Annotated in this window: 24 protein-coding genes; 13 read left to right on the top strand and 11 right to left on the bottom strand. The window is 70.0% G+C overall.

Annotation, left to right across the window (positions count from 1 at the left end; all coding sequences use genetic code 11):
- Positions 1 to 348: 348 nt before the first annotated feature.
- Entirely contained in the window at positions 349 to 459 is a 111-nt protein-coding gene (locus AB0L53_RS00120; protein ID WP_363988086.1) for a barstar family protein, read from the bottom strand.
- 184 nt (positions 460 to 643) lie between these two features.
- Between AB0L53_RS00120 and AB0L53_RS00115 the strand changes: the two genes are divergently transcribed.
- The 3 genes from AB0L53_RS00115 to AB0L53_RS00105 all read left to right on the top strand — a co-directional run bounded on the left by AB0L53_RS00115 (position 644) and on the right by AB0L53_RS00105 (position 4,263).
- On the top strand, positions 644 to 1,636 hold the full coding sequence (locus AB0L53_RS00115; RefSeq protein WP_363988083.1) for an aldo/keto reductase: 993 nt from the start codon (positions 644 to 646) through the stop codon (positions 1,634 to 1,636).
- A 104-nt stretch (positions 1,637 to 1,740) separates the two neighbouring features.
- Positions 1,741 to 3,309, top strand: a complete 1,569-nt coding sequence (locus AB0L53_RS00110; RefSeq protein WP_363988080.1) for an alkaline phosphatase D family protein — start codon at positions 1,741 to 1,743, stop codon at positions 3,307 to 3,309.
- A gap of 18 nt (positions 3,310 to 3,327) precedes the next feature.
- On the top strand, positions 3,328 to 4,263 hold the full coding sequence (locus AB0L53_RS00105; RefSeq protein ID WP_363988077.1) for a discoidin domain-containing protein: 936 nt from the start codon (positions 3,328 to 3,330) through the stop codon (positions 4,261 to 4,263).
- 10 nt (positions 4,264 to 4,273) lie between these two features.
- On the opposite strand, the gene AB0L53_RS00100 is transcribed toward AB0L53_RS00105, so the two are convergent.
- From AB0L53_RS00100 to AB0L53_RS00085, 4 genes are read right to left on the bottom strand one after another with little or no spacing between them, the layout of a single operon-like run.
- On the bottom strand, positions 4,274 to 6,163 hold the full coding sequence (locus tag AB0L53_RS00100) for an ATP-binding cassette domain-containing protein (RefSeq protein ID WP_363988074.1): 1,890 nt from the start codon (positions 6,161 to 6,163) through the stop codon (positions 4,274 to 4,276).
- Positions 6,160 to 7,842: a thiol reductant ABC exporter subunit CydD gene (gene cydD / locus AB0L53_RS00095; RefSeq protein WP_363988072.1), complete on the bottom strand. Its 1,683-nt coding sequence runs from the start codon at positions 7,840 to 7,842 to the stop codon at positions 6,160 to 6,162. The genes AB0L53_RS00100 and cydD overlap by 4 nt, the downstream gene beginning before the upstream one ends.
- 6 nt (positions 7,843 to 7,848) lie before the next feature.
- Positions 7,849 to 8,613 carry a cytochrome d ubiquinol oxidase subunit II gene (locus tag AB0L53_RS00090; RefSeq protein WP_363988069.1) on the bottom strand — a complete coding sequence of 255 codons (765 nt, stop codon included), beginning with the start codon at positions 8,611 to 8,613 and terminating at the stop codon, positions 7,849 to 7,851.
- A 10-nt stretch (positions 8,614 to 8,623) separates the two neighbouring features.
- Positions 8,624 to 9,775: a cytochrome ubiquinol oxidase subunit I gene (locus AB0L53_RS00085; protein WP_363988067.1), complete on the bottom strand. Its 1,152-nt coding sequence runs from the start codon at positions 9,773 to 9,775 to the stop codon at positions 8,624 to 8,626.
- Between the two features lie 105 nt (positions 9,776 to 9,880).
- On the opposite strand from AB0L53_RS00085, the gene AB0L53_RS00080 reads away from it, so the two are divergent.
- Entirely contained in the window at positions 9,881 to 10,216 is a 336-nt protein-coding gene (locus AB0L53_RS00080) for a helix-turn-helix transcriptional regulator (RefSeq protein ID WP_357646300.1), read from the top strand.
- Here AB0L53_RS00080 and AB0L53_RS00075 read toward each other — a convergent pair.
- On the bottom strand, positions 10,187 to 10,885 hold the full coding sequence (locus tag AB0L53_RS00075) for a permease prefix domain 1-containing protein (RefSeq protein ID WP_363988065.1): 699 nt from the start codon (positions 10,883 to 10,885) through the stop codon (positions 10,187 to 10,189). The genes AB0L53_RS00080 and AB0L53_RS00075 overlap by 30 nt on opposite strands.
- A gap of 92 nt (positions 10,886 to 10,977) precedes the next feature.
- Here AB0L53_RS00075 and AB0L53_RS00070 point away from each other — a divergent pair, with 92 nt between their 5' ends.
- From AB0L53_RS00070 to AB0L53_RS00060, 3 genes are read left to right on the top strand one after another with little or no spacing between them, the layout of a single operon-like run.
- Entirely contained in the window at positions 10,978 to 11,331 is a 354-nt protein-coding gene (locus tag AB0L53_RS00070) for a VOC family protein (RefSeq protein WP_363988062.1), read from the top strand.
- Positions 11,328 to 11,669 (top strand): metalloregulator ArsR/SmtB family transcription factor, encoded by a 342-nt coding sequence (locus AB0L53_RS00065; protein ID WP_357952546.1) that lies wholly within the window; start codon positions 11,328 to 11,330, stop codon positions 11,667 to 11,669. Before AB0L53_RS00070 ends, AB0L53_RS00065 begins: the two co-directional genes overlap by 4 nt.
- Positions 11,662 to 12,096, top strand: a complete 435-nt coding sequence (locus tag AB0L53_RS00060; RefSeq protein WP_363988058.1) for an SRPBCC domain-containing protein — start codon at positions 11,662 to 11,664, stop codon at positions 12,094 to 12,096. Before AB0L53_RS00065 ends, AB0L53_RS00060 begins: the two co-directional genes overlap by 8 nt.
- Positions 12,097 to 12,194: 98 nt before the next feature.
- Here AB0L53_RS00060 and AB0L53_RS00055 read toward each other — a convergent pair whose 3' ends face one another.
- Positions 12,195 to 12,797 carry a TetR/AcrR family transcriptional regulator gene (locus tag AB0L53_RS00055; RefSeq protein WP_363988056.1) on the bottom strand — a complete coding sequence of 201 codons (603 nt, stop codon included), beginning with the start codon at positions 12,795 to 12,797 and terminating at the stop codon, positions 12,195 to 12,197.
- An 88-nt stretch (positions 12,798 to 12,885) separates the two neighbouring features.
- On the opposite strand from AB0L53_RS00055, the gene AB0L53_RS00050 reads away from it, so the two are divergent.
- The gene (locus AB0L53_RS00050; RefSeq protein ID WP_363988053.1) at positions 12,886 to 13,311 is read left to right on the top strand and encodes a nuclear transport factor 2 family protein; all 426 of its coding nucleotides are present in this window, start codon (positions 12,886 to 12,888) and stop codon (positions 13,309 to 13,311) included.
- Positions 13,308 to 14,156 carry an NAD(P)H-binding protein gene (locus AB0L53_RS00045; RefSeq protein ID WP_363988050.1) on the top strand — a complete coding sequence of 283 codons (849 nt, stop codon included), beginning with the start codon at positions 13,308 to 13,310 and terminating at the stop codon, positions 14,154 to 14,156. The genes AB0L53_RS00050 and AB0L53_RS00045 overlap by 4 nt, the downstream gene beginning before the upstream one ends.
- Before the next feature lie 68 nt (positions 14,157 to 14,224).
- Here the strand turns inward: AB0L53_RS00045 and AB0L53_RS00040 are convergent, their stop codons facing one another.
- Positions 14,225 to 15,655, bottom strand: a complete 1,431-nt coding sequence (locus AB0L53_RS00040) for a pentapeptide repeat-containing protein (protein WP_363988047.1) — start codon at positions 15,653 to 15,655, stop codon at positions 14,225 to 14,227.
- A 106-nt stretch (positions 15,656 to 15,761) separates the two neighbouring features.
- Here AB0L53_RS00040 and AB0L53_RS00035 point away from each other — a divergent pair, with 106 nt between their 5' ends.
- The 3 genes from AB0L53_RS00035 (at position 15,762) to trxA (ending at position 19,687) form a co-directional block, all read left to right on the top strand.
- Entirely contained in the window at positions 15,762 to 17,444 is a 1,683-nt protein-coding gene (locus AB0L53_RS00035; RefSeq protein ID WP_363988045.1) for an ExeM/NucH family extracellular endonuclease, read from the top strand.
- A 110-nt stretch (positions 17,445 to 17,554) separates the two neighbouring features.
- Positions 17,555 to 19,165, top strand: a complete 1,611-nt coding sequence (locus AB0L53_RS00030; protein WP_363988043.1) for a DUF6880 family protein — start codon at positions 17,555 to 17,557, stop codon at positions 19,163 to 19,165.
- A gap of 147 nt (positions 19,166 to 19,312) precedes the next feature.
- Positions 19,313 to 19,687: a thioredoxin gene (gene trxA / locus AB0L53_RS00025; RefSeq protein WP_225295049.1), complete on the top strand. Its 375-nt coding sequence runs from the start codon at positions 19,313 to 19,315 to the stop codon at positions 19,685 to 19,687.
- 60 nt (positions 19,688 to 19,747) lie between these two features.
- Here trxA and AB0L53_RS00020 read toward each other — a convergent pair whose 3' ends face one another.
- From AB0L53_RS00020 to AB0L53_RS00010, 3 genes are all read right to left on the bottom strand, one after another.
- Positions 19,748 to 20,524, bottom strand: coding sequence for an SAM-dependent methyltransferase (locus AB0L53_RS00020; RefSeq protein WP_363988039.1), 777 nt, complete (start codon positions 20,522 to 20,524; stop codon positions 19,748 to 19,750).
- A gap of 122 nt (positions 20,525 to 20,646) precedes the next feature.
- The gene (locus AB0L53_RS00015; RefSeq protein WP_357952553.1) at positions 20,647 to 21,993 is read right to left on the bottom strand and encodes a class II 3-deoxy-7-phosphoheptulonate synthase; all 1,347 of its coding nucleotides are present in this window, start codon (positions 21,991 to 21,993) and stop codon (positions 20,647 to 20,649) included.
- Positions 21,994 to 22,072: 79 nt separating this feature from the next.
- Positions 22,073 to 23,272, bottom strand: coding sequence for an FAD-dependent oxidoreductase (locus tag AB0L53_RS00010; protein WP_363990295.1), 1,200 nt, complete (start codon positions 23,270 to 23,272; stop codon positions 22,073 to 22,075).
- Between the two features lie 120 nt (positions 23,273 to 23,392).
- Between AB0L53_RS00010 and AB0L53_RS00005 the strand changes: the two genes are divergently transcribed.
- Entirely contained in the window at positions 23,393 to 24,265 is an 873-nt protein-coding gene (locus tag AB0L53_RS00005) for an anti-sigma factor (RefSeq protein ID WP_363988036.1), read from the top strand.
- The last annotated feature ends 248 nt before the right edge of the window (positions 24,266 to 24,513 follow it).

Genomic DNA, 24,513 nt, shown 5'->3' with positions numbered 1-24,513 from the left:
TTTCCCATCTCGGCTTTATTTTATTGGTCTGTGCATGGTCGTCGGGCCGGTCCTGTGAGGTCGGGGCACGGCCGTTCCAAGATCGTGGCGGTGGGCTGGAAGTGCCGCTTCCTCGGCGGCGTCTGACTTGTGCAACTCCAGCAGAGCCCGCGCATCGTTCAGCCGGTGACGACCCCACTGAACCGGCAGGAGGTCTTCCCGCCGGACATCGCCGCTCGCCTTCAACTCCGCAACACTCGCCATAGCCCAGGTACCTGCTCTCCCGCTACAGAAAGTGGCCCCTACGCATCGCTTCGATGGCAAACCGAACCCGTGCCTCCGGCGGGGGATCCGCTCCGGAATGATCGGTCACTCGGCGTGGGCCATGGTGAGGCTGACGGCGCCGGTATCGCGCAAGGAGTCGGTGACCGCGTCCCGGGTGCGGCCGAAGCAGTCGGGGAGGCGCAGAGCCCGTGCCATCGAAGAAGGCGGCACGAGTCCGGTATGCCCGTCCGTCTACCAGCGCCGGTGCCGGGTCGGTGGACGCTTCGCGGTACCGCATGCCGACGAATGAAACCGATGATCGGCGTACTTGACCTGGAGCCCACTCCAGATGGCAGCGTCTTCCCCATAGCCATCTGCGCGAAGTCAGGAAGAGTACGAGATGACTGATTCATTCCGGATCTTGGGACGTAGCGGCCTGCGGGTGAGTGCGATCGGGTTCGGGGCATGGGCGATCGGCGGACCCTTCATGGCCCGTGGCAAGCCGGCCGGATGGGGTCAGGTGGACGACGAGGAGTCAGTGGCGGCTGCGCGTCGGGCGCTCGACCTGGGGGTCGCCTTCTTCGACACGGCCGACGTGTACGGCACCGGACACAGCGAGCGGGTGCTCGGGAGAGCGCTGTCCGGACGGTGGGACGAGATCGTGATCGCGACCAAGTTCGGCCTCACCTTCGACGCGGCGACGCGGACGCTCACCGGCCAGGACACCTCGCCCGGATACATCCGGCAGGCATGCCGGGCGTCGCTGGAGCGGCTGGGAACCGATCACATCGACCTCTACCAGTTGCACGTCGGGGACGCACCGCTGGAGCGGGTGGACGAGATGATCGCCACGCTGGAGGAGCTCGTCGAGGAGGGTTTGATCCGAGCCTACGGCTGGAGCACCAACGACCCCGAACGGGCGGCCGCGTTCGCGAAAGGGCCGCACTGCGCCGCCGTGCAGCATGACCTCAACGTCCTGCATGACACCCCGGCGATGCTGGCGGTGTGCGACACCCACGAGCTCGCCTCCGTCAACCGGGGGCCGCTGGCGATGGGGCTGCTCACCGGCAAGTACGGCCGGGACTCGCGGCTGCCGATGGACGACGTACGCGGCGATTCTCCGCAGTGGATGACCTTCTTCAAGGACGGCCGGCCCGCCCCGGAGTTCCTCGCCATGCTGGACGCGATCCGCGACATCCTGACCTCCGACGGGCGTACCCTCGCCCAAGGCGCCCTCGGCTGGCTGCTGGCCCGCAGCGGGCGCACGGTGCCGATCCCCGGCATCAGGACGGTCGACCAGGCCGAGCAGAACGCCGGCGCGCTGCGGCACGGGCCGCTGGCCCAGGCGCAGATGGAGCAGATCCGCGAGCTGCTGCAGCCGCACGCCGACTGAGAGATGTAACGCAATTGCCTGTGATTTTTAACCTAAGTCTTGTTAGGAGCTTGGCTGCTTGCTAAAAAGTGAGGGCTTTCGACCCCCCAGTTCTTAGGAAGCCCATGCATCGTCCCTCACGCCGATCCTTCCTCGGGATCGGCGGCTCCGCCCTTGCCCTGGCCTTCACCACCAACCTCGCCGACCCCTGGACGGCCCAGGCCACCGCCCGGGCCGACTACCCCTTCCAGTTAGGTGTCGCCTCCGGAGATCCGCTGCCCGATCGGGTGATCCTCTGGACGCGCCTGGCCGTCAGCCCGTTGGAGCCGCTCGGCGGCATGCCGTACGGCAGGATCCAGGTCGACTGGGAGATCGCGGAGGACGAGGCGTTCACCCGCCGCGCCGGGCACGGCTCCGCGTGGGCCACGCCCGAGTACGGTCACTCGGTCCACGTGGACGCCACCGGACTGCGGCCCGGCCGCGAGTACTTCTACCGCTTCCGCACCGGCGGCCAGATCAGCCCGGTCGGCCGGACCAAGACCGCCCCGGCGGCCAGGAGCAGGCCCGACGCCCTGAAGCTGGCCTTCGCCTCGTGCGCCCTGTGGCAGGACGGCTACTACAGCGCCTACCGCCACCTCGCGGAGGAGGAGCCCGATGTGGTCTTCCACCTCGGCGATTACATCTACGAGTACGGCATCGTGCCCACCGGCGGCCTGCGCAACACCCCGGTGCCCGAGCAGTACCGGGTGCAGTGCGACACCCTCGACCGCTTCCGCATCCAGTACGGCCTCTACAAGAGCGACCCCGATCTCCAGGCCGCGCACCACCGCGCCCCGTGGATCGTCACCTGGGACGACCACGAGGTGCTGGACAACTGGGCGGGCAAGTACGGCCCCGGCGGCGAGGTGACCGAGCAGGACTACCTGGTGATCCGCGCCAACGCCTTCCGGGCCTACTGGGAGAACATGCCCATCAGGGTGCCCGCCGTGCAGGGCCCGGACGCCCGGATCTACCGCCGGTTCACCTTCGGCGACCTCGCCGAGTTCAACGTGCTGGACACCCGGCAGTACCGCGACGACCAGGTCTGCGGCGACGGCCAGCAGATCGACTGCGCCGACCGGCTCGACCCGGCCCGGCAGATGCTCGGCGCCGAGCAGGAGAAGTGGCTGCTCGACGGCCTGGACAGGTCCCGCGCCAAGTGGAACGTGCTGGCCCAGCAGATCGCGATGATCCAGCTCGACTACGACCCCGGACCCGCCCAGAAGCTCAGCATGGACCTCTGGGACGGCTACAAGGCCGCCAAGGACCGCGTCATCAACGGCATGATCGACCGCGAGGTCAGCAACCCCGTGGTGCTGACCGGCGACATCCACTACAACCTGGCCGGCGAGCTCAAGGCGAACTTCGACGACCCCGCCTCGCGCACGGTCGGCGTGGAGTTCGTCGGCACCTCGGTCAGCAGCGGCGGCAACGGCAGCGCCACCACCGGCCTGCCGGCCGGGGGCAGCGACCCGACCAACCCGCACCTCAGGTTCTCCAGCTACCAGCGCGGTTACGTCTCCTGCGAGGTCACCCGGAGCCAGTGGCGGGCCGACTTCAAGGTCGTCCCGTACGTCGACAAGCCAGGCGCGCCCGTCTCCACCAGGGCCAGCCTCGTGACCCTCGACGGCACCCCCGGCCTCCAGGCCCTCTGACCCCGGAAGGGAATGATCATGCGACACCTCACCGCCGCGCTGGCCGTCGCCGCCGTCACGGTCCTGACCGGGCCGGGCGCGAACGCGGCCGCTCCGCAGCAGGATCCCTCACCCGCCGCCCAGCCTCCTGAGCAGCAGCCCGCCTCCGTCACCTCGATCAATGTCAGACCGGGCAAGTCCAAGGGCACCGGCAAACTGACCCCCATCGCGGGCGCCGACAAGCTCATCGCGCCGCTCGGCGTGGACCCCGCCTGCCCGGCCAAGATCGAGATCGGCATGCGCAGCGACGCCAAGAAGGCCGCCTACTCCGACATGCAGGTGGAGATCGACCAGCCGCTCAGCGCCTCTCGCTCGATCCTGTCCAGCTACCTGCCGCCCGGCTACGAACTCGGCGCGAAACTGCTGGTCGCCGTCCCGCCGGCCACCCCAGAGGGCCAGTACGGCCTGCGCCTGCGCACCGGGGACCGCACACTGGCCGTACCCGTCGAGGTGGTGACCCCGGACAAGCTCGACAACGGCGGCAACCTCGCGCTCCGGCGACAGGTCACCGCCTCCTCCCAGCACGTGAACGCCAACTACCCGCCCTGCAGCATCGCCGACGGCGACAACGGCTCCAACGGCTGGGCCGGAGGCAACGGCTGGAACGACGCCACCGCCAGGGCCTGGCCGGACACCGTGGCCATCGCGCTGGGCGGCGCCAAGCAGGTCTCCCGAGTGGACCTGTACACGCTGAGCACCGAACGGTACCCGGCCTCGACCTTCGGGCTGCGCGACTGGGACGTCCAGGTCCAGGCGGCGGGTCAGTGGCAGACGGTCGCCCAGGTGCGAGGCAACACCGCCGGCAACGCCCGCTCGGACTTCGCGCCGGTCACGGCGGACGCCGTCCGCATCGTCGCGCTGGCCTCGAACGGCGCCAACGACTACACCCGCATCGTCGAGGTCGAAGTGCGCTGACGCCCGGCGATCACCGTCTGGTCAGGACTTCCGACTCCCAAAGGTCGCGATAGTAGCCCGGCTTGGTGACGAGATCGTCGTGGTGGCCGCGCTGAACCACGCGCCCGTCCTCCAGCACGACGATCTCGTCCACCTGCTCCAGGCCCCTGAGCCGGTGGGTGACCAGCAAGGTGGTGCGGTCGTGCGTCACGTCGAGCAGGTCGGCCATGAGCGCGTCGGCGGTCTCCTCGTCCAGCGCCTCGGCCGGCTCGTCGAGCAGCAGCACCGGCGGGTCGTACAGCAGCGCCCTGGCCAGGGCCAGCCGCTGCAACTGCCCGCCGGACACGGTCCGGCCGTCCTCTCCCAGCTCGGCCTCCCACCCGGCCCGCTCGACCCACTCCTCCAGACGAGCGTCTCGTACGGCCTGGCGCAGCTCCTCGTCACCGGCCTCGGGACCGGCGAGCCGCAGGTTGGCGCGCAGGGTGGTCTGGAAGATGTAGGGGTCCTGGGTGAGCCCCGTCATCATGGCCCGTACGTCGTCCGAGGCCAGCCCCCGGATGTCCATGTCATTGACCCGGATGGCGCCGGACTCGGGCTCGACCAGGCGCATCAGCGCGGCCAGCAGGGTGCTCTTCCCGGCCCCGCTCGGCCCCACCAGAGCCACCCGCTTGCCGGGGGTCAGGCTCAGCGACACCCCGTCGACGGCCGCCCGCTGCTCCGGCGCGTGCCGTACGACCAGGTCGTCGATCTCGACCGTCAGCGGCGACCGCGGGAGCGGGGATGGCGGTTGAGCGGACAGTGTGGGAGCCGACGGCGGTTGAGCGGATGGTGCCGCAGTCGACGGCGGGGGAGCGGCCATCGAGGGAGTGGACATCGAGGGAGTGGACATCGAGGGAGTGGACATCGAGGGAGTGGACATCGAGGGAGTGGACATCGAGGGAGTGGACATCGGGGGAGTGGATGGTGCGGGAGTGGACGGCGGGGGAGTGGCCGCGGTGTCCGGCTCGGTGACGGCGGGCGGGGTGGCGCTCACCTCGCGCAGGCGTCTGAGCGCGGCCAGGATGCCCGCCAGGCGTTCGCCCGCCGCCGCCAGCGGGAGCACCGGCTCAAAGGAGACCAGCGCGGTCAGGGCGAGCACCGCCATGGCTACCCGGTCGGTCCCCGCGGCCTGGGCGAGCAGCACGATCGCCGCCACCGTAAGGCCCTGCACCAGCGTGCCGGCCCCCAGGGCGGTGGCGTGGACGCGGGCTTGGCGGCGCTCCAGCCCGGCCAGGGCCTCGTCGGCGGCGCGGGCCTGGGTGAGTGCGCGGTCACCGGCGCCGTACGCGGCCAGGTCGGCGGAGCCGTGGACCAGGTCGGCCACCCGTTCGGCGAGGGCGGCTCTGGCGGGGGAGATCCTGGCCGACCAGCGGCGCGCGGCGGCGGCCGTGGCGGCGGGCAGCAGGACGCCCGCCACGGCCAGCCCCGCCAGCAGAACCAGGGCCGCGACGGGGAGCAAGGTGAGGCCGATGACCACGGCGGCCAGGCCCGCGAGCGCGGCGGCCGTGGCGGGGAGCAGGCAGCGTACCAGGAGGTCCTGGACGGCCTCCGTGTCGTCCACCATCCTGCTGAGCAGGTCGGCGCCGCCGTGCCGGGGCCGCTGCGGGGGGATGAGGGCCTGGTAGAGGCGTTCGCGGGTGCCGGCCTGGGCGCGCAGGGCGACGTCGTGGCCGGTGAGCCGCTCGGCGTAGCGGAAGACGCCCTTGCTGGTGGCGAACGCCCTGGCGGCCACGATGGCGATGCTCAACGCGGCCAGCTCCGGCTGCTCGGCAGCCCGCGTGATCAGCCACGCCGCCGCCGCGATCAGGCCCAGCCCGGCCAGCTCGGCCGCCGCTCCGGCCAGCACCGCCCAGGTGAGCCGCAGGCCCATGCGCCGGTTCATAGCTCTCCTTTAACAGCCGTACTGACGGAGTGGTCGGCGATCACCCGGCCCTCGTGGATGCGGACGACCCGGTCGGCGAGGTCGATCATGGCCGGCCGGTGCGCCACGATGATCGCCGTGCGGTCCCGGGCCAGGTCGGCGGTGGCCGTCACCACGGCCGCCTCGCTGCGGCCGTCGAGCCGGGCGGTGGGCTCGTCCAGCAGCAGGACCGAGGTGTCCGGGCGGCAGAAGGCCCGCGCCAGGGCCACGCGCTGCCGCTGGCCGGCGGACAGGTTCGCGCCCCGTTCGCCCACCGCCGTGTCGTAGCCGTCGGGGAGCGCCTGGATGAAGTCGTCGGCGTAGGCGGCCGCGGCGGCCTGCCGTACCTGCTCCAGGGAGGCGGACGGGGCGCCGAGGCGGATGTTGCCGGCGACCGAGGTGGCGAACAGGTGCGGGCGCTGCGGGACGAAGGCCAGCCTGTCGCGCCAGGCGTCCAGATCGAGATCGCGCAGGTCGGTGCCGTCGACGAGGACCCTGCCTTCGGACGGCTGGACGAAGCCCAGGATGAGGTGCAGAAGTGTGCTCTTGCCGCCGCCGCTCGCGCCGACCAGGGCCACGCGTTCGCCGGGCTCGATGGTGAGCGAGACGTGTTCAAGCGCCGGGTCGTCGCGGCCGGGGTAGCGGACGGTGACGTCCTCCAGCCGGATCGACGGGGCCGCGGCACCCTGCGGCAGCCGCTTCCGGGGCGTGGCCGCGTCGGCAGCCGTGGGCTCGGCGTCCAGTACGGCGAAGGCCGCGTCCGCCGCCGCCACCCCTTCCATGGAGGCGTGGAAGCGGGTGCCCATGGCCCGCAGCGGCAGGTACGCCTCCGGGGCCAGCAGCAGCACCAGCAGCGCCGTCGTCAGGTCCAGCGATCCGCCCAGCAGTCGCAGCCCGATCGGCACCGCCACCAGGGCCAGCGACAGCGACGCGCACAGCTCCAGCACCAGCGACGACAGGAACGCCACCCGCAACGTACGCATGGTGGTGGCCCGGTGCGCTTCGGCCACCTGCTGGATGACCGTCGCCTGGTAGCGGGCCCGGCCGAAGGCGCGCAGCGTGGGCAGGCCGCGTACGACGTCGAGGAAGTGCCCGCCGAGCCGCGACAGCGCGCGGAACTGCTGCTCCGTGACGGCCTTGGTGGTCATCCCCACGAGCGCCCCGAAGAGCGGGATCAGCGGCAGCGTGACCAGTACGATCACCGCGCTCGCCAGGTCGGCGGCGAACAGCCGGACGAGCACCGCCAGCGGCACCACCGCCGCGACGGCGATCGAGGGCAGATAGCCGGTCAGGTAGGCGTCGAGCCGGTCGAGGCCGCGTCCCGTCAGCGTGACCAGCTCACCCGAGCGGTGACCGGCGAGCCTGGCCGGTCCCAGCTCCTGCAGCCTGGCCAGCAGCCGGTGCCGGAGCGCGGACTTGACGCCTGCCGCCGTACGGCCGGCGAAGATGCCCTGCGTCCACCCCAGCAGCGCGCGGACGCCCACCACGGCGGCCAGGCCCGCCAGCGCCACGGTCGTGAACCGGCCGGACAGGACCCCTGCCAGCAGCTCCGCCTGTACGAGCACGAGCAGCCCGGCCGCCATCGCCGCCGCGAAGGTGACGGTCAGGTGGCGCCGCACCGACTGCTCGGCCCGCATGAGCCGCAGGAGATCTTTGTGCACGAGCCCTCAAAAGAACGACGGGATCCGGACGGCGTCCTTGCCGGGACGGAAAGTGCGCCACACCCATCCTTGCGCGATGAGGACGATCGGCGCGAACGGCAGCGCCATGACACTCAGCACATTCAGCGTCTCGGCCGGCGCGGTGTGGTCCAGCAGGTACGGCATGCTGCCCAGGAGCACCCCGAGGGCGGGGATCGCGGCCACCGCCCCGGACACGGCCAGCGCGCGCCCCGAGCGGGTGACACCGGCCAGGCCGGGGGAGCGCCAGGCCAGGAACGTCCAGCCGTGGAAGGCCAGGAGCAGCGTCATCACCACACCCAGCATCAACCCCACCGGGTTCAGCAGGGACGAGCCGAACCCGGTGGCGGCCGCGTACAGAGCCACCCCCCAGCCGAACGAGAGCCCCAGCGAGCCGAGCGCGATCATCAGGTCCCAGAAGCCCCGCCAGGCCGTGCCCCCGATCCGGCGGCGGAACCACAGCCCGGCGTCCCGCAGGATCCAGGACAGCAGCATGGCCACCACCAGCGGATACAGCCCGAACAGGACCTCGCCCTCGAGCGCCGGATAGACGCCGAACAGTGTCCCGGCGACCGCCACCAGCCACACCTCGTTCGCCAGCACGAACGGGGCCATGGCCGCCACCATGCGATCCTTGCTGTCGGCCGACTTGCCGAGGATCGGCAGCAGGAGCCCGACCCCCAGGTCGAAGCCCTCCAGCGCGAAGTATCCGGCCAGCAGCAGCGTGAAGCAGGCGAACCACATCAGTTCCATGTCACGACTCCTAGTAGGTCAGGGCGGGCTCGGAGACGGCGCCGAGGTCGAGCTCGCGCGGCCCGCGCCTGATCACCCTGGCGATGAGGACGTAGTCGATGATCGCCAGCAGTACCAGCACGGCCACGAAGGCGATCAGTGAGCCGGTGATCATCGGCGGGGTGAGGCCGGGCGTCATGGCGTCGGCGACGGTGAGCTTCTGCCAGATCATCCACGGCTGCCGCCCGATCTCCCTGGCCAGCCAGCCCATGATGGACAGGACGAACGGCAGCGGCGTCATCAGCATGAGCAGCGGATGCGTCCACCGCCAGCGCGGCAGGACGCGGATCAGCGGCAGCATCAGGAACAGCACGACGAGCGCGAGGAGCTGCCCGACCTCGATCATGATCCCGAGCGGCACCGCCCCCGTGTCGCCCTCGAATTTGCCCTCCTGGATGCCGGCGAACTGGGCGTAACCGAAGCCGACGGTCAGGAAGATGCCGATGGCGGCCGTGGTCACGCCCGTGCGCAGCGACTTGGTGAAGAACTCCACCTCGGACGTACGGCGGCGCAGCTGGTAGGCGCTCGCCCCGACCAGCACCATCGCCCCGGTGAACAGCCCGGCCCCGATCACGTGCGGGAAGGAGAAGATCAGCGTCTTGTTGGTGAACAGCGCGCCGATGTCGACCAGCTCCATCCGATCGCCCCTGACGACGGCTCCGGCGGGGTTCTGCAGGAAGGAGTTGGCCGCCATGATGAAGAAGGCGCTGCCGTACGCCGTGAGCGTCACGAGCCAGATGCAGGCCAGGTGCGCCCATTTCGGCAGTCGTCCCCAGCCGAAGATCCACAGGCCGAGGAACGTCGACTCCAGGAAGAACGCCACCAGCGTCTCCATGGCCAGCGGAGCGCCGAAGACGTCGCCCGCGTAGTGCGTCAGCCCGCTCCATGAGAGCCCGAACTGGAACTCCATCACGAGTCCGGTGACGATGCCCAAGGCGTAGTTGATGACATATATCTGGCCCCAGAACCTGGTCAGCCGCTCGTGCAGCGGCTTGCCCGCCAGTGCCCAGCGCGTATGCATGATCGCCACCAGCGGCGCGAGCCCCAGCGTGAGCACGACGAACAGGAAGTGCAGGCTCCCTGTCATCGCGAACTGCAACCGGGCCAGTTCCAGCGCTTCCATGCGCCAAACCCCCTTCGTTGTGCCTGCCTACCTATAGGCAGTCTACATATAGACGGCCTACATGTAGACTGGCTACTCAACGAACGGTTATCTAGGATCGGAGCCATGAACCCCGACGCGCTGCGCGGCCACATGGACGCCCTGCTGCTCTCCGTGCTGGAGGGTGAGCCACTGCACGGCTACGCCATCATCGAGGCCCTGCAGGCGCGCAGCGGGGGAGCGCTCAACGTGCCGACCGGCACCGTCTACCCGGCGCTGCGCAGGCTGGAGCGGATCGGCTATCTGGCCAGCGAGTGGGCCACGGTCGGCGGGCGCAAGCGGCGCACCTACCGCCTGACCGATTCCGGCAGGAAGCAGCTGGAAGGGGAGAGGTCGGCCTGGGCGGAGTTCGCCAGTGTGATCGGCGGAGTGCTACGGCCGGGGATCAGGCAGTCCGGGTGAGGCGCAGACGGCCCGGGTGAGGCGCAGGCAGCGCGTCGCGCCGTAGAGCTGCAGGCCCCAGAAGATCGCCGATAGGAAATTGGCGAGGATGGCGGGCAGGTAGGTGTTGATGCCCTGTATATCGGCCCCATAGAGGAGTAGCAGGATCAGCAGCCCGTTCACCGGCAGCATCACCCAGACGACGATCCCCAGCCACTTGGTCACCAGCTGCGGTCGAAGGTGCCACCGGGCGCCCCGGCTCAGCGCGAGCAGCGACAGCCCGCCGTACAGGCCCGTGGCCAACTGCAGGATGTCGAGCCCTCGCGAGGCGGCGTTGTACCAGGCGGGCCGGGCAGCCCAGGAGGCCAGAGCGGCAGGGGGATAAGGGTAGAAGCGCCAGATCGCCGACCACATCACCACGGTGATCGGCACGCTGATGAGCAGCAGCGTGCCCAGCATCCGGCCGGCCGCGCCGGTCAGCTCCCGCTGGTAGCCGGGCGCGATCTCGGCGATCGCGCCGAACTGCCGCACCGCCAGCCGCTCGGCCTCGGCCCGGGTCAGGCCCTCGGCCTCCAGCGCGTCGGCGGTGTCGGCCAGGCTGTCACGCGCCTCGACGACCAGGTCGCGCTTGGGCCCCGGCGGCCCGGCCAGAGACCTGCCCAGCTCGGCCACGTAGTCGTCGATCCGCATGCCCCCATCTTATGAAGGCGGAACCCGGTACGTAATCAGGGATCTCCCCGATAACTTGATGCGTAGGGAAATTCCTACATATAGTGGCCCACATGCCAATCTCCAGCATCACGACCGTGACCATGCCAGTAGCGGACCAGCAGCGGGCGCTCGCCTTCTACAGCGGTGTCCTGGGCTTCGAGACCCGCACCGACAACCCGTTCCCGATGGGCCGCTGGCTCACGGTCGCCCCGAAGGGGGCCGAGACCACGCTGCTGCTCGCCTCCTGGTTCCCGGACATGGCCCCCATCGGCGGCCTGGTGGTCGCCTCCGACGACCTCGACGCGCTGGCCGGGCGCCTGCGCGAGCACGGTACGGCCTGCGAAGGCCCGACGGACGAACCGTGGGGCAGGCAGTTGCTGTTCCAGGACCCCGACGGCAACGGGTTCGTGGTCAGCCAGGCATGACCGCCGACCACGTGTTCACCGCGCTGGCCAGCCCGGCCCGGCGGGAGTTGCTGCGGCTGCTGCTCGATGAGGGCAGCCAACCGGCCGGGCGGCTGGCCGAACGCTTCGACATGAGCCGTCCCAGCGTCTCGGAGCATCTCAAGGTGCTCAGGGATGCCGGGCTGGTGGCCGAGACGCGCCGGGGGAGAGAACGGCTCTACCGGCTGGAGGCGGCGCCGCTCATGGAGATCCGTGAGTGGCTCACGCCGTACGAACGCTTCTGGAGAGAGAAGCTCTCCGGCCTGAGCGACCTGCTCGACGAGATGGAAGACCATGAAAGGGAAGACGGCGATGTCTGACGACCTGCGCTCGATCCGGCTGGACCAGTTCCTCGGGCATGCGCCCGCGAAGGTGTGGCGGGCGCTGACCGAGCCCGAACTGGTGGCCCGCTGGCTGATGCCCAACGACTTCAGCCCGCAGGTGGGGCACCGGTTCACCTTCACCACCACGCCGGTGAAGCAGACCGGCTTCGAGGGCATCGTCTACTGCGAGGTGCTGGAACTGGAGCCGGAGAAGCTGCTGAAGATCAGCTGGAGCGATCGCAAGCACGCCGACTGGACCGTCACCTGGCGGCTGGAGCCCGAGGGCACGGGCACCAGGCTCTTCCTCGACCACGAGGGCTTCGACCCCGACGACGCCATGCAGCAGATGGCCCGCAAGATCATGGGCGGCGGCTGGCGCTCCATGCACTTCGCCGCCATCGGCAAGGTCCTCGACGAGTTGTGAGACGGTCGGCTTGTCATCTGAAGCGCTGTCTGGCCTACCTGATCTCGGCAGGGCGATCGACGAACACCACCCGCTGAGCGGCCGCCTCGGTCCTTGATTCACTTCTCGGCGGTCGACCCCTGGCGAGAGTTCACGACTCTGGTGGTGAAGCTCGCCAGCTGCGCCCGCATTCGTTCGCGCGGCACGCGCTCTTGACCGGCCAGGTGTTCGACGAGGTCGGCTCGGGTGGCAGCGAGAAGTACATGGGCGGTGAAGCCGCTGTCGGCCAGACCGGGAATCTGCTCCAGCATGGCTTGGAGCAGGCTGTGCCATCGCTCGTAATGCTCTGCCTGGTAAGGGCTGTCGCTCCCGGATCCCTCCAGGGCCAGCGCGAGACGGCGGTTGTCGAGTTTGAAGCACAGGACGGCGTCGAGCAGGGCGGGTATGCGCCGAAGCAGCGGGGTGGCGGGCCCCAGGGGCGCCGGACCTGCTTCGACCGCGTTCCTGATGGGCTCGAGCCGTGCCTCATACAGTGCGCGGATCAGCCCGGTGCGGTCACCGAAGGCACGAAAGAGCGTTCCTTTGCCGACACCGGCCGCTGCCGCGATGTCGGCCATGGTGACGTCCTCGGGGCTCTCGCAGCTGGCGAAGAGGGCGTCGGCGGCCGCGAGGACGGCCGCCCGGTTACGGGCGGCGTCCTTGCGAGGTCTGCGCTCGGGCACGCGGTTCCTCCATTTGCGAAGCGGACCCTAGGTCCGGTACGTTCAAAGCGGACCTAGGGTCCGAATTATAGCGAAATGGAGAGTACCCATGTCCGAACACCCTGCTCCGGCGGATCTGTACCGCCACAGCCTGCGACTTCTGCTGGACAAGAACATTCCCGCCTGGGTCGGCCTGTGGGCCGATGACGGCATCATGGAGTTCCCCTTCGCCCCCCAGGGCTGGCCCGGGCGTTTGGATGGCAAGGAGGCCATCGCCGCCTACATGCGCCACTACCCCGACCACATCGACCTGCATGACTTCCCCGACCTGCGCATCCACCAGACCACCGACCCGGAGACCATCGTGGTCGAGATGCGCGGCGTCGGGCGCATGGTGAAGACCGACAACCCCTTCGACATGACTTACATTGCCGTTGTGACTGTTCAGGACGGGCGCATCACCTCCTACCGCGACTACTGGAACCCCCTCGTCACCCTCGAACCAGGCGCCGGCTTCGCTGAAAGCACCCAATGAGCGCCACCGACACCACTTTGGTCATCGGCGCCACGGGCACAACCGGAAGCCGCACCGCCGCACGGCTGACAGCCGCCGGCCACCGTGTCAAGGCAGCCAGCCGTCACGCCACCCCGGTCCCCGGCGCGGAGCCGGTCCCCTTCGACTGGTACGACCCCGGTACCCACGTCGCGGTCCTCGACGGAGTTGACCGCGTCTACCTCATACCGCCCCTGGGCAACCCCGACCCTGCCTCGGTCATGTTGCCGTTCCTCCGGCAGGCCCGCACTGCCGGCGTACACCGCGCGGTCCTCCTCAGCTCATCGGCCGTACCCGAGGGCGGCCCGGCGGTGGGCATGGTGCACCAGGCCATGCCCGCCCTGTTCGAACAGTGGGCGGTGCTACGGCCCTCCTGGTTCATGCAGAACTTCACCGGCACGCACATCCACGCCCTCAGCATCCGTGAAGACGGCACCATCTGGACCGCCACCGGCACCGGCCGTGTCGGCTTCGTCGACGCCGAGGACATCGCGGCCGTCGCCGTCCACGCCCTGACCGACGAACACGCCCCCAACACCGACCTCGTCCTCACCGGGCCGGAGGCGCTGAGCTACGACGACATCGCCACGAGCATCACCGAGGTCACCGGTCGGCCCGTGGTCCACCGCCATCTGCCCTACGAGCAAATGCGCGATCGCCTCGCCGCGCTGATGCCGCTGGAATTCGCCGCGATACTGGCCGGCATGGACCGTGCCATCGCCGAGGGGGCCGAGGACCGCGTCACCGACGCCGTCCAGCACATCACCGGTCGGCCCCCACGCAGCTTCCGCGCTCTCCTTGACAAGGAGATGCCATGGAGCAGTTGATGTTCCCAGGCGATCAGCATTTCCGGTGGTCCATTCATGGGCGGACGGCGTCCATGGGTGGGCGGCCACTATGGGTGGACGGCGGGCGCGGGTTGTTCGGCGCCGCGTTCGGCGTGTGAGGTCGAGGTCCAGAACAGGGCGGCCACGGTGATCGCCATCAGCAGGGCGAGCCAGCCCGCGGCCCGGCCCATCCGCATGCCGTACCCCCATAGAAGCCACGAAAGGGACAGCCACCACCGGCGGCCCGCCTGGCGGCGCATCTCCATCGCCGCGAACGCGAAGTCGGCCGAGGTGCCCACGTCGTCGACCTGGGCGCGCAACCCGGAGTAGAGGGCGGCCAGCCGGTCGGGTCCGGCGGGCGGGTCCTGCGCCGTCGGAGCGCCGTACGCGGCCGGCCGGTGAGCCGGGCTCTTGTCCGGAGCGGGGACGGGGGGAGCCCAGCCGCGCATCGTGTGCTCGTCGGCCAGCGCGCTGCGTCGGGAGAACCAGCGCAGCATCGGCCAGTGCAGGCTCACCCGCACCCCCCGCGGGGTCAGCGCGAAGGTGCAGTTCTTGACCCGGACCGCGGCTGGGCGGGCCAGCCCGGCGAACCGGCAGCCCGACAGGTCGAGGCCGAACAGCGCCAGGTCGGCCGCGTCGACGTGCCGCAGCGAGGTCAGCGCGGACCCGCCGCGCCCGGTCACCATCGCGGGCCCGCGCAGCACCGACCCCTCCAGGTCGGCATCGGAGTCGGCGAGCCGGATCGTCGTCGCGCCGGTGACCTCCATCCGCCGCAGGTTCGCGCGGCCGGCGGCGACGGCTACGTCGAGCGTGCCGTCGGCGCGGGCCCGCGAGGCGGACAGCCGCCCGGTGACCGACAGGTAGGCGTCGGCCGCGAAGTGCGCGGTGTCGAACCAGGCGGGGCCGCTGACCTTGCGGAAGGACAACGTACGGCCGAACCTGGCGCCGCGGAAGCTCGCGCCGTCGCCCAGCGAGGCCCCGTCGAAGGTGGCGTAGCCGTCGAACCTGGCCCGCTCGCACGACAGCCCGTGACTGAACACGGCCTGGCTGAACAGCGCGTCACGCGACATCACCGCCCGGTCCAGCGACACGTGGCCGCGCACTCGGACGCCGTGGAAGGACAACTCGCGGGCGAACCCGGCCCCGGCCAGCGAGACGTTGCCCTCGAACCGGGCGCCGAAGAACGAGGCCAGCCGCTCGAACCTGGCGCCGTCGAGCGACACGTCGCCGGCGAAGGTCACGCCGGACAACCGTACGTCGCCGGTGAACGTGACCCGGTCCAGCCGGGCCCGTCCTGGTCGGCCGCCTGTGACCTCGATGATCCTGCTGAGCAGCGCGCCGTTGATCGGCGTACCGCGCAGGTCGAGCAGGCGGCCGGGAGCCATCTCGTCGAGGGTCTCGGCTACTTCGTCCGGTTGCAGATGTGCCAGGCAACGGTCGTACGGCTGGTGGGCGATTCCCGAGCAGGCTGCCGAATAGGCGCAGGTGACCCAGTCCATGCAGTGCTCATACCCGCAAGCGGGCAGTGTCAAGGTTCGATGATTTAATGTTCTAGCCACTTTTTGGTGGAAATCTGTGACCGCAATTCCCTCTAAAGTGCTGGTCATGCGTGTTTTATCCAGAACTTTTCTCGTCGCGTTCGTCGTGGCGGCCGCCCTCCCCGGCACACCGGCGCTCGCCGCACCGGCCACCGCGTGCGACACGCCGCCGAGCCGGCGCATCTCGGAGGTGCAGGGGAGCGGTGACGCCAGCCCCCTGGCCGGGCAGACCGTCACCGTCGAAGGCATCGTCACCGGCGACTTCCAGCGCGGCGACCAGCTGAGCGGTTTCTTCCTGCAGGACCCGAAGCCGGACGCCGACCCGAAGACCTCCGAAGGGCTGTTCGCCTACGCCCGCGACACCTTCAAGGACGTCGCGGCGGGCGACCGGGTGCTCGTGACGGGCAAGGTGACGGAGTACAACGGCTGGACGGAGCTGTCACCGGTCACCGCGGTGGACGTCTGCGGCACCGGCTCGGTGGTGGCTCAGCCGTACAAGCTGCCGGACGACGGGCGGGAGTCCGTCGAGAACATGCTGCTCACCTTCCCGCAGCCGCTGACCGTCAGCGAGCACTACAACCTGGGCCGTTACGGCGAGGTCACCGTCTCCTCCGGCGGCCGGCTGTTCCAGCCGACGGACCGGTCCGGCGTGGACGCGGCGCTGAACAAGCGGCGCTCGCTGCTCATCGACGACGGCTCCAGCAGGGAGAACCCGGCCACCCTGCCGCCCATCGTGCGTACCGGCGACCTGGCCGCGGGCATCACCGGCGTGCTCGGCTACGGGTTCGGCACCTACCGCCTGCAACCCACCAAGCCGATCAACTACCACAACACCAACCCCCGGACGCCCCGGCCCTTCCCGGTCATCGGCAACGTCAAGGTGGCCTCGTTCAACACGCTGAACTGGTTCACCACCCTCGGCTCGCGCGGCGCCTCCAACGCCGTGGAGCAGCAGCGGCAGCTCGCCAAGCTGGTGGCGGCGCTGAAGGGGCTCAACGCCGACGCCGTGGGCCTCATGGAGGTCGAGAACAACGGTCAGACGGCGCTCCAGGCCCTCGTGGACGCCGTCAACGCCGAGGTCGGCGCGGGTACGTACGCGGCGCTCCAGCACCCGTACCCCGGCACGGACGCCATCCAGGTCGCGGTGATCTACAAGCCGGCCAAGCTCACGCCCGTCGGCGCTCCCCAGGCGTCGCAGGACGCGGTGTTCAGCCGGCCGCCGCTGATCCAGACGTTCCGCAGGACCGCGGGCGGCCAGCCGTTCACGATGGTCGTCAACCACCTCAAGTCCAAGGGCAGCTGCCCGGCCGACGGCCCCGACGCCGACCAGGGCGACGGGCAGAGCTGCTGGAACGCCACCCGCGTCAAGCAGGCGCAGGCGCTGCTCGGCTTGGTGAAGGACCTGCCGAACCCGTTGGTGCTCGGCGACCTCAACGCCTACGGCGAGGAGGACCCGATCCACACGCTGGAGGCGGGCGGGCTGACCAGCCTGACGAAGAGGTTCGTGCCGGCGCGGCAGCGCTACAGCTACCTGTTCGACGGCCTGGCCGGAGAGCTCGACCACGCGCTGGTCGGCCGGCAACTGCTCAAGCGGGTCACCAGCGCGACGATCTGGCACATCAACTCGGACGAACCACGCATTCTCGATTACAACACCGAGTACAACCCGGCGTCCCTGTACAAGCCGGACGCCTTCCGGTCCACCGACCACGACCCGCTCGTCATCGGCCTCACCCTGCCGGGCCGCTGATCCTTTCGTCACGGGCGGCCCGCGTTCCGTACGGGCCGCCCGTGACGTGGACATCGGGTGCTCCCCGCCCCGGGGCGAGCACAGTTGATCATTGCGGGATAATCGACATCATGGCGCTCATCCAGGTTGACGAGGAAGCCGTACGGAGCCAGGTCAGCGAGCTGGTGTTCGCCGAGGCTCTGGCGCTGGTCGCCGACGGCATGGTCGCGGGGTTGACCGAGAAGGGGACGTCGGTCGCCGCGCTGGTGAGCGGGCGTTCGGTGACGGTCACCTTCACCGCGAGCGGGATGCGCGCGGTCTGCGAGTGCCTGGATCCCGAGTTGTGCGCCCACGCGGCCGCCGCGGCGGTGACCTGGGTCCGGATGGGCGATGTGCGGCCCGCGCCCGACCTGTACGCGCTGCTGCGTACCCAGGACTCCGACTGGCTGGCCCGCCGCCTCGCCACTCTGGCCGCGACGGACCCCGAGCTCGCCGATCGGCTGCGGACCGAGCTCGCGGAGACCATCATCGGCGAGGAGTCGACCGACCTCCTCGCCGACCTGGAATCGGTCATGGCGGACCTGCTGGCCGAGGCCGCGGATGTCTGCGACGCCTGGCACGAGGGCGAGTGGTATCCCGATCTCGAGGACCTGGAGGAGATCCTCGACGAGATCGACGACCTGATCGAGCCGTCACCGGACACCGCACGCGAGCTGACCGTCCGCGCGATCGACCTCATCGAGGAGGTGCTGGACACCGGGGAGGTCTATGGCGGCCAGCTCGTCGAGGATCTCGAGCGCGTCCAGGGCATGCATCGGGACGCCTGCCTGGCCGGCTCGCCTGACCCGGTGAAGCTGGCGGAGTGGCTGATGGGCAAGGTGCTGATCAGCAACTGGTGCACCTTCGAGACCTCGCTGCCCGGCTACGCTCCCGCACTGGGCGATCTGGGCCTGCGCCGCTGCCACGAGCTGCTGAACGGCACCTTCGCCGACCGGATCCGCGACTACAAGGTGGCCGCGCTGCGCGAGTCGCTCGCCCGCGCCGAGGGCGGCACCGACGCCGTGATCGCCATGCTCGCCCAGCGGGCCGCCGGCAGCGGCGACATCGCGAAGATCGCTCGTCTCCTGATCGGCGAGGAGCGTCACGACGAAGCCCTGGCCTGGATCGCCCAGGGGATCGGCCGCTACGGCCGCGATCAGCAGCTCCTCACCCTCGCTCTCGACTGCCATCAGCACGCCGGACGGACCGAGCAGGCGCTCGAGACCCGCTGGCAGCTCTTCACCCTCTCACCGTCCACGCACACCTATCAGAACTTGACCCGCCAGGCCGGCCCGGACGCGGCCCCGTGGCAGGCCAAGGCCATCGCGCACCTCCGCTCGTCGCCCGCCATGGCCCCCACACTGGCCGAGGTACTGCTGATCAACGAGGACGTGGCGGGCGCCTGGGAGGTCCTCCAGACGTACGGACTCGCCTCTGACCTGCGCATGCGCGTGGTCAACGCCCGCGCCCAGACCCATCCCCAGGACGCCATCCCGATCTACCGGGAACTGGCCGAATCCTGCGTCAGCCGGGCCAGCAGACCCGGCTACCAGGAGGCGATCCAGTACCTTTTCACGCTGCGAACCCTGTTCGAGCGCACCGGCGATCAGACCGAGTTCGCCTCTTACGTCGCCCGGCTCCGCGCCGCCCACCCCGGCAAGAAGGCTTTCCACACCCAACTGGACGGCGCGGGCCTCCTCTGACGCCATCACGCCCACGCCGGAAATCCCGGCGCCCGATATGTGAGGCCCGGTGGCGGGAGCATGGAATGCTGGTGGCGGGTACGTGGTTGACAGGTTGGCACCCTGAGATGACATACAGACTTCACGCGACGATACGAGGAGCCACTTGTGGCGACCATCGAGGTAACCGAGACGAACTTCAACGACATCGCCGACAAGGGGATCGTCCTGCTCGACTTCTGGGCCGAGTGGTGTGGCCCGTGCAAGATGTTCGGGCCGATCTTCGAGAAGGCGTCCGACAAGCATGAGGACATCACCTTCGGCAAGATCGACACCGATGCGGAGCAGGCCCTGGCGCAGGGCTTCGACATCAGCTCGATCCCGACGCTCATGGCGATCCGCGACGGGATCGTGGTCTACGCGCAGCCCGGTGCGATCCCGGCGCCCGCGCTCGAAGACCTGATCAGCCAGGTTCGCGCGCTCGACATGGACGCGATCAGGACCGAGCTCAACGAGGAGCTCAAGAAGGCCGACCAGAACTGACCGCCGCACCACGAAGCCCCGCCATACCAGCGGGGCTTTTCTCGTTCCACAGGGCGGCGCCTATGATTTGCGGCCGACTCCGGCGTAGCCGACGTTGGTGACGGCCTTGGCGCCCAGCAGGGAATCGCCGGGGTCGGGGCGCCAGTCCTGGGGGAAGACCAGGCCGGGTTCGGCCAGTTCGTAGCCCTCGAAGAAGGCGGCGATCTGCTCGGGTGTCCGGAGGTTGAGCGCGGCCGTCGCCTGCTTGTAGATCTCCAGCGCCTGCGGGGTGGAGTCGGGCGCGGCGTCCACGGCGTGGCTGATGACCAGCCGGCTGCCCGCGGGCCCCGCGTCGCGCAGCCTGCCGACGATGCCGTACGCGGCCTCGTCCGGCAGGAAGTGCAGCACGGCCAGCATCAGGAACGCCACCGGGCGGTCGAAGTCGATCGTCTCTGCCAGAGTTTCCAGCAGCGGGTCCGTGTCCCTGATGTCGGCCTGGACGAACTCCACGTTCGTGCCCCTGGACAGCAGAGCCCGCCCGTGCGCGCACACCACGGGGTCGTAGTCAACGTAGACGACGCGCGCCTCGGGCGCGATCTCGTGCGTGTTGCCCTGGGTGGGCAGACCGGCGCCGAGGTCCACGATCTGGTCGACGCCGGAGTCGACCAGATGGCGTACGGCCCGGCGGAGGAAGTCGCGGTTGGCCCTCGCGGAGTCCCTCGTGTCGGGGAACAGCTTCAAGATCTGCTCGGCCGCTTCCCGGTCGGAGGCGAAGTTGTCCTTGCCGTCCAGGAAGTAGTCGTACATCCGGGCGATGTTGGGCACGCTCGGGTCCACGCCATCGGGGGCGCTGTCCACGATTTCTCCCAATAGTTGAGGAATTCTCACCTTTGTCAGGCCGATCATAGAAGATCGCGGACAGGCGTGACCGAAGAATCCTCTGGCAGCCCCGGCCCGACCCGGGGCTGCCGTTCACGTACTCAGCTGGAGCGGTAGAGCTCCGCCACCCGGAAGGCGAGGTCGAGCGACTGGCCGCGGTTGAGACGCGGGTCGCAGGCCGTCTCGTAGCGGCGCGAGAGGTCGTCCTCGACGATCTCGTGGCCGCCGCCCACGCACTCCGTCACGTCGTCGCCCGTGAACTCGATGTGGATGCCGCCGGGATGCGTGCCGAGCGAGCGGTGCACCTCGAAGAAGCCCGTCACCTCGTCGAGCACGTCGTCGAGCCGGCGCGTCTTGTGGCCGCTCGGCGCCTCCCACGTGTTGCCGTGCATCGGGTCGCAGATCCACGCGACCTGCGCGCCCGCCGCGGTGACCTCCTTGACCAGCGCGGGCAGGTGCTCGCGGATCTTGGAGGCGCCCATCCGGGTGATGAACGTGAGCCGCCCCGGCTCGTTCTCGGGATTGAGCTTCTCGACCAGCGCCAGTGCCTCGGAGGGCGTGGTGGTCGGGCCGAGCTTGACGCCGATGGGGTTACGGATGCGGGAGAAGAAGTCGACGTGCGCGCCGTCGAGCTGGCGGGTGCGCTCGCCGATCCAGACCATGTGCGCCGACACGTCGTACGGGCGGCCGGTCCGCGAGTCGATACGCGTGAGCGCCCGGTCGTAGTCGAGGATCAGCGCCTCGTGCGAGGAGTAGAACTCGACGGTGTGGAACTCCTCCGGGTCGGCCCCGCAGGCGCGCATGAACGCGAGCGCCTGGTCGATCTCCCTGGCCAGTTGCTCGTAGCGGCGACCGGCGGGGGACTCGCCCACGAAGTCCTGGTTCCAGGCGTGCACCTGGCGCAGGTCGGCGTAGCCGCCCTTGGTGAAGGCGCGGGCCAGGTTGAGCGTCACGGCCGAGGAGTGGTAGGCCTTCAGCAGCCGCCACGGGTCGGGCGTGCGGGACTCGGGGGTGAAGGCGAAGCCGTTGACCATGTCGCCCCGGTAGGCGGGCAGCTCCAGGCCGTCACGCGTCTCGGTGCCCTTGGAACGCGGCTTGGCGAACTGCCCGGCCACGCGGCCGATCTTGACCACCGGCACCTTGGCGGCGTAGGTCAGCACGATGGCCATCTGCAGCAGCGTCTTGAGCTTGTTGCGCACGTTGTCGGCGGTCGCTCCCGCGAACGTCTCGGCGCAGTCGCCGCCTTGCAATACGAACGCCTCGCCTCGGGCGACGGCGGCCAGTTGCTCCTTGAGCTGGTCGCACTCGCCGGCGAAGACGAGTGGGGGCAGGCCGCCGAGCTCGGCGACGACCTTCTCGAGCTCGCTGCGGTCGGGCCAGTCAGGCTGCTGGGCCGCCGGCAGGGCTCGCCAGGAATCGAGTTCCTCGGGATTGCTCAGTGCGCTCACGACATACGAGGGTATGCTACCGGCTCGGCGTCACCGACCCCGATGTCCACGTTGTGAGAAAGCGGCCCCGCGGGACGGGTCAGAGTTCGGGTGTCTGTACGTGCTCGGGGCGCACCCCCAGCCCGAGGAAGCGCCGAAACACCCCGCTGACCAGGGGATTCTGCGGCAGCTTCGCCGGAATGCGCGGCGGTCCCACCTGGCTGTCGATCGTCGGGCCGAGCAGCCGGTCCTGAGCCACGCGCTGCGCGGCCTGGGTGATCCTGGTGGGCAGCATGCGGCGGCGCTCCAGCCGGCGCAACATGGCCTCCGGGATGGGCCGGCCCGTCCGCAGCGGCTCGGCCAGCAGGTTGGCCGTGGCGACCGCGTCCTGCACCGCCAGGTTGATGCCGACGCCGAACACCGGTGACATCGCGTGCGCGGCGTCGCCGATGGCCAGGAAACCGGGCCGGTACCAGCGGCGGAGCCGGTTGAGCACCACCGTGAGCATGCTGACGTCGTCGAAGCTCGCGATCTGCCCGACGCGCCCCTCCAGGTACGGCAGCAGCCGCGCCACCGGCTCACGGAAGGCGTCGATGCCCTGTCCGGCCAGCCGGTCATAGCCGCCCTTGGGGATGAGGTAGGCCAGCTGCCAGTAGGTCTCCCTGTTGATGCCCACGATCGCGTGGCCGGTGGAGATCCGCAGGAACGTCTGCTCAGGGTCGCTCTCGACGCGCGGCAGCCGGAACCACAGGACGTCCATCGGCGCGCCGAACTCCTGCGGCACCAGCCCGGCCGCCGCGCGCAGCGTCGAACCGCGGCCGTCCGCGGCCACGGTCAGCTCCGCCCTGATCTCGTGCTCGCCCGACTTGTCGCGGTAGCGCAGGCCGCGGGCCGCGCCGTCCTCGCGGATCAGCCCGTACGCCTCGGCGTTCATGAGCAGCCGGAACGTCGGGTACTTCTCAGCGGCCGACGTGACGAGCTTCAGGAAGTCCCATTGCGGGACGAAGGCGATGTAGTCGTACTTGCCAGGCAGCCCGCGAAGGCTGGCCAGCTGGATCGGCCCGTCGTCGGTCAGCAGGGTGAACGCGTACGTCTTGCGGTGGGGGATCTTCAGGAACTCCGCGGCCAGCCCGAGCTCGTCCAGCACCTGAAGCGTGGACGGGTGGATCGTGTCGCCGCGGAAGTCACGGAGGAAGTCGGCGTGCTTCTCCAGCAGGGTCACCTCGACACCCGCTCTGGCCAGCAGCAGGGCGAGCATGGCGCCCGCCGGGCCGCCGCCCGCGATCACACAGGAATTCATCACGTATTGAGTTTAACTCTGTCTATGGAGAAATGCACTTGCCCGGTGCCATCCGGCACGTCCGAAACGCCGAAGTACTAGCGAAGTAATGACGTGACCCCGACCGACGTGGAGTGCGACATGAGCGATGAGCTCCACACCCTTTCCGGCGCCTACGCCGTGCACGCGTTGCCGGACAGCGACGGGGTGCTGTTCGAAACGCATATGGCGCAATGCCCGTCGTGCCGGACGGAGGTACGGCGGCTGCGCGAGACGGCCGTCCTGCTCGCCCTCGCGGTCGCCGAGCCACCCCCCGCCGCCCTGCGCACCCGCGTCCTCACGGCCGTCGCCCGCACGCCCCAGGCTCCCGTGGACTCGCCGGGAGATGTGACCGTATGGGAGACGGGGCCGTCCCCGGGTGACGTGATCGTCTGGGCGGCAGGGCCGTCCTCGGGCGACGCGACGGTCTGGTTGCCGAAGCCGTCCTCAGCCGGTCAGGCGGTGACCGGGAGCGACGCCGTGCCGCTGCGGCGTCGGCGGGGGCGGGGGCGAGGGCGGGTGGTGGCGGGGCTGGCGGCCGTGTCCACGGCGGCGGCCGTCGCGCTCGGCGTCGTGGTGTTCGACGCCCGCCGCGACCTGGGCGACCTCCAGGCCAGGGACGGCGAGGTCGCGGCGGTTCTGGCCGCGCCCGATGTCCGGACCGTACGGCTGCCGGTCACCGCGGGCGGCAGCGGCACCGTCGTGGTGTCGCGCGCGCGGGGCCGGATGGTGTTCACGTCGTCGGGCCTGCCCGAACTGCCCCGGTCGAGGGTGTACGAGCTGTGGCTGATGGGCCCGGACGGCATCCGCTCGGCGGGACTCCTGGACCGGCGCCCCGACGGCGTCACCACGCCCATGCTGGCGGGGGCGGCCAAGGGGGACGAGCGCATCGGCCTCACCATCGAACCGGCGGGCGGCTCCAAGCAGCCCACGACCCAGCCGGTCCTGTTCGCCGAACTCCCCACAGCGTCTTGAATTCTCTGTGGTTCCCTGAAGGAATCAGGCAACTCGGACGGGCGTGGCCTGGCCTGGGCCGTTCCCGCGCTCGGTGTGCATGAGCACGGGGGTGGCTTTGGCGTGGTGGAAGCCGGTCCGATGGTGAGAATTCCTGACATGCCCTGTCCGGTGCGGCTGGTGCCGTCCCGGCTTGGGTGCATGGCCCGCCGGACGCTGTCCACCGCTGGTGGGCGGTGGGGCGGGCACCGTGCGCCGGTCGGGCACAC

Origin of the sequence: Nonomuraea sp. NPDC052129, assembly GCF_040680095.1 — a bacterium.
GTDB lineage: Bacteria > Actinomycetota > Actinomycetes > Streptosporangiales > Streptosporangiaceae > Nonomuraea.
This window is presented reverse-complemented; position numbering and strand designations above follow the sequence as displayed.

Coding starts and splice junctions, on each gene's coding strand:
- AB0L53_RS00065 (WP_357952546.1), top strand. CDS start 11,328: ATGACCGCCGACCACGTGTTCACCGCGCTGGCCAGCCCGGCCCGGCGG.
- AB0L53_RS00040 (WP_363988047.1), bottom strand. CDS start 15,655: ATGGACTGGGTCACCTGCGCCTATTCGGCAGCCTGCTCGGGAATCGCC.
- AB0L53_RS00060 (WP_363988058.1), top strand. CDS start 11,662: ATGTCTGACGACCTGCGCTCGATCCGGCTGGACCAGTTCCTCGGGCAT.
- AB0L53_RS00090 (WP_363988069.1), bottom strand. CDS start 8,613: ATGGAACTGATGTGGTTCGCCTGCTTCACGCTGCTGCTGGCCGGATAC.
- AB0L53_RS00085 (WP_363988067.1), bottom strand. CDS start 9,775: ATGGAAGCGCTGGAACTGGCCCGGTTGCAGTTCGCGATGACAGGGAGC.
- AB0L53_RS00035 (WP_363988045.1), top strand. CDS start 15,762: ATGCGTGTTTTATCCAGAACTTTTCTCGTCGCGTTCGTCGTGGCGGCC.
- AB0L53_RS00030 (WP_363988043.1), top strand. CDS start 17,555: ATGGCGCTCATCCAGGTTGACGAGGAAGCCGTACGGAGCCAGGTCAGC.
- AB0L53_RS00070 (WP_363988062.1), top strand. CDS start 10,978: ATGCCAATCTCCAGCATCACGACCGTGACCATGCCAGTAGCGGACCAG.
- AB0L53_RS00110 (WP_363988080.1), top strand. CDS start 1,741: ATGCATCGTCCCTCACGCCGATCCTTCCTCGGGATCGGCGGCTCCGCC.
- AB0L53_RS00005 (WP_363988036.1), top strand. CDS start 23,393: ATGAGCGATGAGCTCCACACCCTTTCCGGCGCCTACGCCGTGCACGCG.
- AB0L53_RS00100 (WP_363988074.1), bottom strand. CDS start 6,163: ATGAACCGGCGCATGGGCCTGCGGCTCACCTGGGCGGTGCTGGCCGGA.
- AB0L53_RS00115 (WP_363988083.1), top strand. CDS start 644: ATGACTGATTCATTCCGGATCTTGGGACGTAGCGGCCTGCGGGTGAGT.
- AB0L53_RS00105 (WP_363988077.1), top strand. CDS start 3,328: ATGCGACACCTCACCGCCGCGCTGGCCGTCGCCGCCGTCACGGTCCTG.
- AB0L53_RS00010 (WP_363990295.1), bottom strand. CDS start 23,272: ATGAATTCCTGTGTGATCGCGGGCGGCGGCCCGGCGGGCGCCATGCTC.
- AB0L53_RS00075 (WP_363988065.1), bottom strand. CDS start 10,885: ATGCGGATCGACGACTACGTGGCCGAGCTGGGCAGGTCTCTGGCCGGG.
- AB0L53_RS00045 (WP_363988050.1), top strand. CDS start 13,308: ATGAGCGCCACCGACACCACTTTGGTCATCGGCGCCACGGGCACAACC.
- AB0L53_RS00120 (WP_363988086.1), bottom strand. CDS start 459: ATGGCACGGGCTCTGCGCCTCCCCGACTGCTTCGGCCGCACCCGGGAC.
- AB0L53_RS00050 (WP_363988053.1), top strand. CDS start 12,886: ATGTCCGAACACCCTGCTCCGGCGGATCTGTACCGCCACAGCCTGCGA.
- AB0L53_RS00080 (WP_357646300.1), top strand. CDS start 9,881: ATGAACCCCGACGCGCTGCGCGGCCACATGGACGCCCTGCTGCTCTCC.